Origin of the sequence: Absicoccus porci (assembly GCF_003725415.1) — a bacterium.
In the GTDB taxonomy this organism is placed as follows: Bacteria; Bacillota_I; Bacilli_A; order Erysipelotrichales; family Erysipelotrichaceae; genus Absicoccus; species Absicoccus porci.
The window spans coordinates 277,940-290,315 of sequence record NZ_RJQC01000002.1; the positions used below are offsets into that span (position 1 = coordinate 277,940).

Consider the following 12,376-nt stretch of genomic DNA (forward strand, 5'->3'; position numbering starts at 1 on the left):
AAACAATAACCACTTATGTATTTATATTTTTTAGGAGGAGAGAAACATTATGAATATAGATATTTTAGAATTAGCCGCTTTAGGCCTTGTCCTTGTATTTTATGCGATTATTTGGTACTTACGAAAGAAAAAAGATTGGAGCTTCACCAAAGCAACCTTCCTTGCCGTTGGTCTTGGCGTGATTGTTGGTCTTGCCTTTAAGAATAAATATACTTACTATTCTGCTTTCGGAACGATCTATACACGATTGATCAGTGCCATCGTTGTTCCATTACTATTCTTTAGTATTATTTCCAGCATCACCAACCTTACCGAAAAAATTAATTTAAAAAAGATTGGTTTAAAATCCGTTGGTTTCTTACTATTGAATACATTGATTGCGAGTACATTCGCTTTATTGTTTAGTGTTTTCTTCCATATTGGCAAAGGATTCCAATATCAACTAGCTACAGACTATAAAGCAGAAGAAGTTCCATCTTTTATTGATACGATCACAAATTTATTTCCATCCAATTTAGCCAGTCATTATGTGAATGGAGAAATCGTACCCATCGTGCTTTTTGCCATCTTTGTGGCTTTGGCTTACAACGCATTGATCAAATATGGCGAAACCGATATCAAGATCTTTAAACAATTTGTCGATGCAACCAATAAGATTTTAGGTACCGTCGTTAGTTATTTGATTGATTATACGCCATATGCTGTATTGGCATTGATTGGTCGTGCCATTAGTTCTCATACATTATCTGATTTATTACCTTTGCTTAGTGTTCTTGTTATCGTTTATGTTTTATGTGCAATTCAGATTTTCTTAGTCGAAGGATCTTTATTGACAGCGATTGGCAAATTGAATCCAATTGCCTTCTTTAAAGGCATTTTCCCAGCTGGTTTGGTTGCTTTTACATCCCAAAGTTCGGTTGGTACCATTCCTGTCACGACAGATTCCTTAAAGAAATTAGGTGTACAAGAAGATATTGCATCGTTTGTTGCTAGTTTAGGTGCCAATCTTGGTATGCCAGGATGCGCCGGTATTTGGCCTGTTGTATCTGCTATCTTTGCTATCAATCTATTAGGAATTCATTACAGCGTTGGTCAATACATCTTCTTAATTGTCTTAACGTTAGTTGTAGCCATTGGTACTGTTGGTGTACCAGGAACAGCCACCATTACCGCAACAGCTGTATTTATTGCTGCTGGATTACCGGTTGAAGTTATCGTCTTATTAACACCAATTTCCAGTATTGCCGATATGGCTCGTACCGCAACCAATGTGGTTGGTGCCGCAACAGCAACCGTCTTAGTTGCAAAAACGGAAAACGAATTAGATTTAGTCGCATACAATCAGAAAAATCCAGAAGATAAACAAGATTCTGAATCCGTTGATCTAGAACATGCGAATGCATAACATTAAGGGAGAACTATTTTAGCGATAGTTCTCTTTTTTTTATATAAAATAATACTCCAATATCCTTTCTCTCTATCTCTATGATTCTACATTTTCAAAATGCTGAATTTATATTTAAGTAATAATAGTTATTAACAAATATTAATTAATATACTATCCTATAGTATAGAAGTTAAACGTATAAAGATGACTAAATAGAGAGAGGCGAAATGTATATGAAAACTTTAGCTTTAAAAAAGAGTTTAGCTATGGGATTTGTAGCTACAGGTATGACCGCATTGGCTAGTACAACAATTCATGCAGAAGATATTCAACCGGCAACAAATGCTATGGATACTACGACAACTACTGCAGAAACTTCGAATTCGACAGAAGTTCAAAAAACAACAAGTGAGAAATTAACGGATGCTCAATCGGAATTAAATCAAATGAAAGAAAACGAATCATCTGCACAAAAAGATTACAACAACAAACAAACTACTGCTAACGAAATTAAAGCTTCCATTGACTCAACCATCACAACCGAAGAGTCAAAAGAGCAAGCAGCGATTGATGAAAGCCAAAAGGGATTGGATGAAAATACGCAAAAATTGAATGATCTTCAAAAACAAAAAGATGAACTAACCCAAAAGCAACAAGATCTATCAAAGGCACAAGATACGTATCAAAAAGCATTGGATACAGCAAAATCTAATGCAGGAAATATCACAGAAGACGATTACAATACGGCTAAGAAAAATGCAGATGCTGCTCAAGACGCATACAATACGGCCAAAGCAGATTTAGATGCTAAACAAGCTGAAAAAGATAAACAAACGGCTGATTATAACCAAGCTGTATTGGATGAAGCTTCTGCAAAAACTCAATTAGATGAGCTAACATCTAAACAAAGTGAATTAGAGAAGAATTTGGCCGATGCACAAGCTGCTCAAAAAGAAGCTCAAGATGCATATGATCTGATCACAACTGGAGAACAAGGAGAAAAATATAAAGAAGCCGTTCAATCTTTAGAAGATGCAAAAAGTGCATTGGAAGAAGCCAATCAAAAGGTACAAGATGCAATTGCTGCTCGTGATATCGTCAATGCACAAATTGCCACACTGAATCAGACTTTAGCTCAAGCTCAATCAGAATTGGCATCGATCACTGCTCAACAAGATTCCTTGGATAAGGCTGTATCAGATGCTCAATCTAACTTGGATGCTGCTCAAGTTACTTTAACAGAAAAACAAAAAGCAGTTACGGATGCAGAGAACAAATATAATGCCTATAAAAATAATCATAAGGACGCATATGAAGCCTTGGATCAAGCGGAAACAAAATTGTCAGAGGCTACGAATGCCTATAATAAGGCCAAAGCAGATTATGATGCTGCATTGAAAGCATATGATCCGGAATTGAAGACAAAAGCAGATGAAGCTAATACGGAGTATGATAAAGGACTAGCTGGATTCTACACATGGTTACAAGAAAAGACAGGTGTAGATTTGACAACTGCCATTAAAAATACAAATCTTAATGGATATACAGATTCTTCAAAAGAAGCAGATGCCACTACATTAAAACATGTGAAAGATGCTATCTCGTATATTAAATACTTCAATGAAAGACGTAAAGAATTGGGATTGAATGAATTAATGATTTCTCCGAATGCGATGGCTATCGCTGCTAATAATGTGAATGTTACAGCTGCTAAAAATCTATATGGTCATACCGGTAATTTCCCAATGGGAGGTTCTGATCAGATTTATTCCGTAGGTGAAAATATGATTCCTAGATGGTCAGAATTAGATGAACAAACTTCAACAAATCCTCAAAAAGCAGCATTTGACATGTGGTATGACCAAGAAAAAGCTAAATATGATGCCGGAGAAAGAAATTTTTCAACAGTTGGTCACTATTTAAATATTGTCAATCCTGACTGGAATGTCACTGGTTTCTCAGCTGTAGGCAGTGCTATCCAAAACTTTGGAACGGCATCAAAACCTGAAAACGACTTTACCGTAACGGATTTTGAGAATTATCTGGATGAATATTGGAAGAGCATTGCACCAGAAAAATTTGCATACTATACAATGAATCGAGCTATGATAGCTTCTAAAAATGCATATAATAATTCCAAAGCCGAATATGAATCCGCTAAAGCAGATATAAATTATTTACGAACATATGGTGGATGGGACAGTACAGAAGATAGTCAAGATTGGCCAGAAATATATAAATCCGGTGAGCAGCTGAGCAAAGCTATCGAAACATCCAAATCTGCTGTTAATGTAGCACAAAAAGCTGTCGATTCAGCTCAATCTGATCTTACAGCCAAAAAGCAAGTTGCTGATCAAAACAAGCAAAAACAAACGGCAAAACAAAATGAGATCAATCAAATAAACACTGATATCACAAATGCCAAAGCTGATCTGGATGCCAAAACAAGTGCTGTTACTGCGACTGAAAATGCTCAAAAAGATGCAGAAAATACCGTATCAGAACGTCAAAAAGCTGTTGATTTATACGGAGCAACATTAAATACTGCTAAGAACAATTTGGATAAAGCCAAAGACGCTACAGAAGATGCACAAAACAAAGCAAAGAGCAGTCAAGCCAAAGTTGATGAATCAACGAAAAAACATAATGATCTTTTAGAGAAAGTCAAAACTTTAAAAACATCTGTAGATGCGATCACTTTAGATACTAATAAAGCGCAAGCTACAGCAGATGCAGCTAAAACTGATGCCAAGAAGAAGTCTTCCATCGCTTCTGATTTACGTGCTAAATTGGATGCTGTGGCAAATGCACAAAAGGATCTGGATAAAACGTTATCTAACATCCAGACTACAAAAGATAGTTTAGCTGCAAATGAAAAAGAGCAAAGTACTACAAAAGATTTGATCAACAAGTATGAATCCGATTTTAACACCCATAAGACTCGTTTAGCGAAGATTCAAAAAGAAAAAGCAGATCTAGCTGCTATCACTGCGGATTCTGTGCTTCCATGGGAATCCGATCCATCTTATTCTTACAATGATGATATTATGGATAGTCTCATGCCAACCATGACAGAATATCGGGATGCTTTAAGAACTGCTAAAAACGCAAAAGATAATTTGGATAAAGCGTATGCCGCACGTAAAGAAGCGCAAAGCAAATACGATGAAATCAAAGCGATTTTTGATCGAGAAGAAGCAAATAAACAGGCCATCAAAGAAACACAAGCTCGTGCTCGTATGAGTGCTATGGCAAATCCATATGCATCTACAAATGCTATATCAACTAGTTCAAAGGTAAAACCAAATCAATCATCCACTTCTACCAACACTGGTACTCATTTAGATTTATTCAGTGCTGAATTAGCAACCAGCTTAGCTGCTCTAGGCATGGTATTAGCTTCTAAGAAAAGAAGAAATATTTAATAATTGATTCTTAAATTAGAAAGGAGAACTATTCAACCGATAGTTCTCCTTTTTGCATGACATTTTGTAACCAATGCAATGATTTTTTCGGGATACGTTGATATGTATTCAAATCCAATTCCAACAATCCATAACGATTCTTAAAAGCATTGATTGCTGATAAATTATCAATAAATGACCAAATCAAATAACCATACACATTGCAGCCTTCTTCTTTCGCCTGTAGAGCATAACCCAAATGTCGTTGGATAAAATCGATGCGGTAATCATCATCGATATACCCTTTGTCATTTCGATATCGATCTTCTCCTTCGATCCCAATGCCATTTTCTGATACAAACCATGGCTTATTACCATAATCCTTTTGGATACGTCGTCCTACATCCAAAATAGCTTTTGGATAGATTTCCCATCCGCGATTGGCATTGTATTCGCGTTCTGGCCAAACATAGTCTTCATAATACACCTTTGAGCAGAAAGGTCCTTCATAAGGTGTATTTCGAGCTTGGACCCGAATTGGAAAATAATAATCAATACCCAATAAGTCAACTGGATTTTCATGAATGATCTCAAGATCATTCGGTCCATACGCAAATAAACAATTGTACTTTTTTAACTCCGTAAAAATTTCCGAAGGGATTTCGCCTTTTAAGTAGGCATCCAAATAAAGACGAACCTCAAACAAATCGGTATAATACGCCGCTTGTACATCCCGAATATCATTGGAAGCGGCATAAATAGGTGTCATATGCACCATTGCTCCCATCGTGATATTTGGATATTTTTGATGCGCTAAGGCTACCGCTTTGGCCGTTGCCAAGATCTTATGAAAATGAGCTTGATATGCCCTTTGGGGATCATGGACAAAAGGATACCAAATCTTTTTGATATATCCATTATCGATAGGAATATTAGGTTCCGTAAACGCAAACCACGTATCGACATCGTCATGAAAAGCATGGAGTGCACAATCCACATAATGAAGATACGCATCGATCGTTTTTCTGGATACCCACCCGTCTTGTTCTTTGAATAGCTTTGCAGGTATCTCCCAATGTTCCAAAGAAATGATTGGTTTCATACCATGGGCTTTGATGGTATTGATGACATCTTGATAATAGGCCGATTCATCGGGATCAACTTCATTGCCTTGCATGAACCGCGGCCATTGAATCGTAAACCGAAAGGTATTCATCCCAAACTTGGCCATCGTGGCGATGTCGTCTTTATAGTGATGATAAAAATCACTTGCCTTTTGTGGCCCCCTTTCATCATACCAACGATGTGGATTGGTTTGATAAAACAATTCAGCCCAGCTTTCCTGTCCTGGTTTCTTACCGGCACAACCTTCAATTTGCCAGGCACTTGAACTGGTTCCAATCATAAAATGATTAGGAATTTCATATGTTTTTTTCATGATCCAACTCCTCTTATGAACATCCATGATCCTATGATAATTGGAACAATCAAGATACATAGATAAACAACATATGCCCTGCGCTTTTCGTGTTGATATTTTTGTTTGTTTAAATAAAATCGATTATTCGTAACATAGATCATTTCATTTCGCACAAATTCGTTGAGCAATAAAAACTTTAGTTTATCCGGACATTGTGTATCAATTTGTTGAAAAGATAGACTTGTATCTTCACTAAAAGCTTCTTGGCTCGTCAGCGAATAGATAATTTGGCTATTATATTCTCGTAATGTCATTAGAATAATCCAATACCGACACCAATCAAGGCAATCGCAAAGAATATACCTAACATTTTGATGGCCGATACATTCTTTTGGACATCAAAAACCAAGCCAATAGAACAACGCATAATGGTAATAATTTTGGATAAATAGTATTGATCATATCGTTCGCAACGATTCCTTTACTACCATTCATAGCACCAATAGTTACGGCTAAATTCAAATTCACATAGGAAGCACCAACACCACCCACAACAATGGCACCTAATAGATTGATGGCTTCACGCACTTTCTGGGCTTTTTCACCAATCAATGCATCAATGGATTTTGTTCCCAGTTCATATCCCTTTTTAAATAAATACCAAGAACCAAATGCTGCCGTAGTAAAATAAACGATCATATAGAAGAGTGGACCCAATGGATTTCCACCCGTTGATAAATCAACGCCAATCGACAACAACAATGGGATATACATACCCGGGATCATTGAATCACCAATTCCCGCTAATGGTCCCATCAAACCAATCTTGATACTATTGATCATTTCATCATCAATTTCCGCACCATTGGCACGATCTTCTTCAAGACCACAAACGATTCCACCAATGATTGATCCCAATTGTGGTTCGGTACAATAAAAATCACTATGTCGTTGCATGCCTTCTTGCAGGGCTTGGGCATCAGCGGGATACAGTTCTTTAAACACGGGGATCATCGAATCGCAAAAGGCAAAGGCCATTTCCCAACGCATCCACGAACGTTTTAATGTCTTTTCACTTAATTTCTTTTTCATATTATAACACCTCGTCCATATCGTCATCATCAACAGATACACCAGCTACAATTGCTTGTGTAGGTGTTGATATTGCGAATGATATGACATCCACCGCAGAAACCGAAACAACAGCCATCAAACAAATTGCCATGCGCAACGCCAAACAAAACCTCTTGGTTTTTGACTCACATAAATTGAATGTGAAAGCTTTTTGTAAGTTTGTTCCCCTCTCTACTTTTGATCTTGTTTTTTGCGATCAAGATCCACAAAGAGAATGGCCGAAACTGCCGGATATTTTGTTCTCGTCCCATAAGAAAAGCTGGGTCAATACCCAGCCTTCATTGCTTTGTGACTTCTAATACTTTTTGTTTCAATTCCGATTCAATTTGTCGTAATTCTTGTTCGGCTTCTTGACGTTTTTGACGGCCTTCATTTTGTATCTGCATCACGTCATCTAACGTTTGGATCAATTGTTCATTGGTATGTTTTAAAGTTTCAATATCCACGATATCCCGATTGGATTCCTTGGCCGTTTCTACCGTTGCGGTATGTAATGCATTTGCATTTCGTCGTAATAATTCATTGGTCGTATTGGTGACTTCTCGTTGTGCTTTGGCTGCTTGGGTGGCATGATTCAAGCCCAAAGCAATGACCATTTGACTTTTCCATAATGGAATCGTATTGACAAGTGTTGACTGAATCTTTTCGATCATCAAGGAATTGTTGTTTTGCAGCAAGCGCAATTGTGGTGCCGTTTGGATAGCGATCATACGACTCATTTGTAGATCATGTAATTTCTTATCGAAACGATCGCAGGCTTGGGCAAGATCTTGTGCGGCTTGCATATCTTCGGGATTTTGGGTTTGTTCCGCTTTGGCACGCAATGCCGGTAATTCCTTTTGATACGTTTCATTTAGCCGTTGTTTACCGGCAATGATGTACATATTTAATTCTTTATAATAGGTATTATTCATTTGAAACATTTGTTCCAACATGCTGGTATCTTTCATCAATCGCACTTGATGATCTTCCAACATGGTGGCTACTTTATTCACATTGCTTTCTACCGCATTATATCGAACCGTTAATTTTTCGACACGATTCTTGCCTTTATTAAAAAGTCCGGCAAATCCTTTCTTTTCTTCGTTGACATCAAAATCGCGCAGTTGCGTAACAACATCACTCAGCATATTGCCGACTTCGCCTAAATCTTTGGTGCGTACTTCAGCTAAGGCTTTATCCGAGAAATTCGCTAATTTCTTTTGGGCATTGATGCCATATTGTAAAACGACCATATTATCGGTAATATCGATTTTTTTGGCAAATTCTTGGATTTGTTCCTTTTCTTCGGGAGTAAATTGACTTTCATCAATTTGAATATCTTCTGCCAATGGAGGATTTTTCTTTGTGAGATTTTCTTCGATATTCGTATCTTCATCTGGATTTAATGTTAAATGTGGTTTTTCTTGCATAGTACTACTTCCTTTATTTCTAGTGTACCACTAGAAAAGGCATATTCCATATAAAGAATATGCCTAATTGTTAATTTGTTTTTTCTTGATAAATCGGCTCGTTTTCCTGTGCAATCTTTTCACCTTGTGGAGTAGAAGCAAACATAAATTCAATACCTTTGCCTTTGGCAACAGGGGCACATGTCGTTCCCATGCTTCGGAATATTTCTGGATTTTCTGGATCCATGTCCACCATCACGAGCCAATGAGATGGTTTTCCTTTGACCAAGCGTTCTTTAAAATAAATGGCTTTGATTTCCGGATATCGTTTTCCTAGATATTGCAGTTGGCTGATCATCGCTTCCACATTCGCAACGGGTTCTCTAAGATCAAATTCATCGTCAGCGCGAATATCTCTGGCTTGGAATTCACTATCTTTTTGTTCACTGATATCAATGATATATTCACAACTTAATGGTACATTTTCACTATAGGGATCGATCACGATGCCTTGGATATCATGTTGGGCCACTTTCACAAATGGTAAATATTGATCAAAAGTCATGACCAAAGATTGCACTTCTTCATCTTTATCCCATTTGCGCAATTCTTCCATACTGGTAAACATTGGAAAATAATAGTTGCCTTCATCATCGGCAATCACCATCAATTGAAATTTTGTATCTGGTGAGAAAACCATTTGTCCATGATTATCTTTAACGGGGTCTTTATCCCATTGAGCCGGTACTAATAATTGCCCAACAACCAAGCAATCGCGCATATGTTGAATCGTTATGGGATTTTCATCTTGACGCAATGATTTGATTGCTTGTTTCATGGCTGTGTTTCGAAATTGTTGCATAAAAACCTCCTTATTGGCCGCTTATGGCACATTTTGTAAAGCGAATACTTGGACTTGCGACTTGATGATATTGCCAATCGAGATCATTTCCTACTTCAACGACTTTATTCATTAATTCTAAGAAATTATCAGCCACTGTGATCAATGCCAAAGCATGATCTTTTTTACCGTCTTTGACTGTATAGCCACTGGCCTGTAGAGAAAAATTGCCACTCACAAAATCCAAACCTGCATGGAGTCCTTGAAGATCGGTAATCACCACGCCATCTTTCATTTGTTCACACAATTCATCCAACGTATATTGTCCAGGTTCGATATAACAATTCATAGGTTGCACGCTAACGGCGCCGGCATACCCGGATTTAAAACCATTTCCAGTCGATTCCATGCCCATGCGATTGCCGCTTTTTGTATCATGCAACATATTGGCGAAAATGCCATCATTGACAAGGACTTTGGCTCGGGTTGGGCAACCTTCATCATCGAAGTTCGCAATCGTTAAACAATCGGTATTTTGAGGATCATCAATGATCGTGATCTTATTGGAAAAGATGCGCTCATTTAATTTATCTTTAATGGGTGAAATGCCTTTATAGATCAAATCCCCATTAAAAAAATTCACAAAAGATCCAAATAAGGATGTCATGGCTTCATAAGAGAAAATCACAGGATATTCGCCTGACTTTAATGATGTGGCATGAAGCTTAAATAAAGCTTTATCACATAACTTTTTCACGAAGGCTTGATGGTCAAATTGATTTAAATTTTCAATAATTTCAATTTGATAATCATCTTTAATGACATCATTTTCACGCACAACAACGCTGGCTATTAAATATTGTACTTGCGTTTGATCGGCTACGTGCATGCCATAGGAATTCGTGATTTCGCGACTGGATGTGCTTTCTTCCCATCCCAAGGATGCCACTTGGATCACACGGGGATCATAAGCCAACAATTCTTTTTCCAATGACATCAAACAATCTTTGATGTCATCCGTTGTAGGGGCTACCCAATCTTTCGGTGATTCCACATCATCAAAGGATTCTGGTTTTCGTAACACATCTTTGTCTTTGGTCGTAATCACCTTGGCTTGTTCAATCAATTCGTCTAGTACATCATCCATCTGATCGTCATTGACTTCTTCCATAGCTATATTGGCCATATTTCCATCATAAATCCCACGAATGGAAGTGCCTAATACATGACTGGTCGTCATGGTATCCATATGACCATCAAACCATGTGATACTTTTTTCCGTTTGTACACTTTGATAAATTTCAAAAGCTTCTATGCCTTTTTGTAAGGCACGCTTGATCCATTGTTCTTTATTCACTGGTCGTACCTCCTACTGTAATACTGGAAACACGAATGGCTGGTTGACCGACATCTACAGGAATCGAACCACTCACTGATCCACACATGCCTTGACCGCGCTCTAAGTTATCACTGACCATATCAATATTCATTAATATTTCAGAACCCGTACCAATCAAAGAAGCGCCTTTCACTGGATCTGTGATCTTACCATCTTCAATCAAGTAGCCTTCGTTGACCGCAAAGTTAAATTCACCTGTTTGCGGATTGACCGATCCACCGCCCATTTTTTTGGCATATAAACCTTTTTTGATACCCACAAACATGGATTCGAATGAATCTGTACCAGCAGCAATGTATGTATTGGACATACGACTCGTTGGTTCAAATTTATACGATTGACGACGGGCGGAACCTGTGGATTCCATACCCATACGACGTCCATTCAAACGATCGATCATATACGACTGTAAGATGCCCTCTTTGATCAATACACGTCGAGTCTGTGGATTGCCTTCATCATCGATATTTTCTGAACCCCAACCATTGGGAATGGTACCATCATCAATAGCTGTTACTTTTGTACTGGCAATTTGTTGACCTAATTTATTCGCAAAAACACTTTGGTTTTTGGATACGGCCGTTGCTTCCAGTGCATGTCCACAAGCTTCATGGAATATGACACCACCAAAGCCATTATCGATAATGACTGGCATCTTGCCAGATGGACAATCTTTGGCCGACAACATAACAATCGCAATACGAGCCGCTTCTTTCCCAATTTCTTCCGGCGTAATGGTTTCAAAATATTCTAGGCCACTACTAGCTCCTGGTCCATAAAAACCAGACTGCATATTATTTCCTTCATTGGCATAGGCCGAACAAACCAAACGACATCGAGTTCGTGTATCTTGTACCAATTTTCCCTCACTGTTGGAAATTTGAACATGTTGACGAACGGATAATAATCCGGTTTGTGTTTTGGAAATGCGTGCATCGTATTGTTTAGCAGCGGTATCCATCCGTGTGATCAATGCGACTTTATCGGTTAATTTCGCATCGATGGGATCAATTTTCACAAGATGTTTATTTTCAATGGTTTCTGGATGTAAAGAAACGGAAATGTATGTATCCTTCCGTCCAAATCCATCCCGCAAGGAATCAACCAATTCATTTAACGATTCCATGCTGGTATCATTGGTATAACCGTATACAGATTGTACGCCTTGATATAGACGAATGCCAACACCGGCTTTTTGGGTGCGATTGACACGTTCCACTTCGTCATTGATCATGGCAATATTTTCATTTGTGCCTTCTTCTTCGAAGATTTCTGCAAAATCTGCGAAAGAATGCATAGCACGTGTTAAAAGTGCTTCCAATTGTTCTTTTTTCAGCATTTTTTCACCTCATTCTATCCCATTATTATAGCCTATCCTTTGAAGGATGCAATGTAAGATG

At 37.9% G+C, this 12,376-nt stretch carries 10 protein-coding genes; 3 read left to right on the plus strand and 7 right to left on the minus strand.

Annotated elements, in window-relative coordinates; translation table 11 throughout:
- Positions 1-49 precede the first annotated feature (49 nt).
- Positions 50-1,405: a dicarboxylate/amino acid:cation symporter gene (locus tag EDX97_RS06170; protein ID WP_128520294.1), complete on the plus strand. Its 1,356-nt coding sequence runs from the start codon at positions 50-52 to the stop codon at positions 1,403-1,405.
- Positions 1,406-1,620: 215 nt separating this feature from the next.
- Positions 1,621-4,812: a CAP domain-containing protein gene (locus EDX97_RS06175; protein WP_183164293.1), complete on the plus strand. Its 3,192-nt coding sequence runs from the start codon at positions 1,621-1,623 to the stop codon at positions 4,810-4,812.
- 28 nt (positions 4,813-4,840) lie between these two features.
- Here the strand turns inward: EDX97_RS06175 and EDX97_RS06180 are convergent, their stop codons facing one another.
- The 3 genes from EDX97_RS06180 to EDX97_RS12105 all read right to left on the minus strand — a co-directional run bounded on the left by EDX97_RS06180 (position 4,841) and on the right by EDX97_RS12105 (position 7,436).
- A complete protein-coding gene (locus EDX97_RS06180; protein WP_128520296.1) occupies positions 4,841-6,229 on the minus strand; it encodes a glycoside hydrolase family 1 protein in 1,389 nt (462 codons plus the stop codon).
- Between the two features lie 345 nt (positions 6,230-6,574).
- Positions 6,575-7,303, minus strand: coding sequence for a PTS system mannose/fructose/sorbose family transporter subunit IID (locus tag EDX97_RS06185; RefSeq protein ID WP_221175899.1), 729 nt, complete (start codon positions 7,301-7,303; stop codon positions 6,575-6,577).
- Between the two features lies 1 nt (position 7,304).
- Positions 7,305-7,436, minus strand: coding sequence for a hypothetical protein (locus tag EDX97_RS12105; protein WP_276330008.1), 132 nt, complete (start codon positions 7,434-7,436; stop codon positions 7,305-7,307).
- Here EDX97_RS12105 and EDX97_RS12250 point away from each other — a divergent pair.
- Entirely contained in the window at positions 7,387-7,644 is a 258-nt protein-coding gene (locus EDX97_RS12250; protein ID WP_183164294.1) for a sugar phosphate isomerase family, read from the plus strand. The genes EDX97_RS12105 and EDX97_RS12250 overlap by 50 nt on opposite strands.
- On the opposite strand, the gene EDX97_RS06195 is transcribed toward EDX97_RS12250, so the two are convergent.
- From EDX97_RS06195 to EDX97_RS06210, 4 genes are all read right to left on the minus strand, one after another.
- Positions 7,624-8,757: a toxic anion resistance protein gene (locus EDX97_RS06195; protein WP_128520298.1), complete on the minus strand. Its 1,134-nt coding sequence runs from the start codon at positions 8,755-8,757 to the stop codon at positions 7,624-7,626. The two genes, EDX97_RS12250 and EDX97_RS06195, sit on opposite strands and share 21 nt — an antisense overlap.
- Positions 8,758-8,827: 70 nt before the next feature.
- Positions 8,828-9,598 carry an enhanced serine sensitivity protein SseB C-terminal domain-containing protein gene (locus EDX97_RS06200; protein WP_128520299.1) on the minus strand — a complete coding sequence of 257 codons (771 nt, stop codon included), beginning with the start codon at positions 9,596-9,598 and terminating at the stop codon, positions 8,828-8,830.
- Between the two features lie 10 nt (positions 9,599-9,608).
- Positions 9,609-10,934, minus strand: a complete 1,326-nt coding sequence (locus EDX97_RS06205; protein WP_128520300.1) for a TldD/PmbA family protein — start codon at positions 10,932-10,934, stop codon at positions 9,609-9,611.
- Positions 10,927-12,315 carry a TldD/PmbA family protein gene (locus EDX97_RS06210; protein WP_128520301.1) on the minus strand — a complete coding sequence of 463 codons (1,389 nt, stop codon included), beginning with the start codon at positions 12,313-12,315 and terminating at the stop codon, positions 10,927-10,929. The genes EDX97_RS06205 and EDX97_RS06210 overlap by 8 nt, the downstream gene beginning before the upstream one ends.
- Positions 12,316-12,376 lie beyond the last annotated feature (61 nt).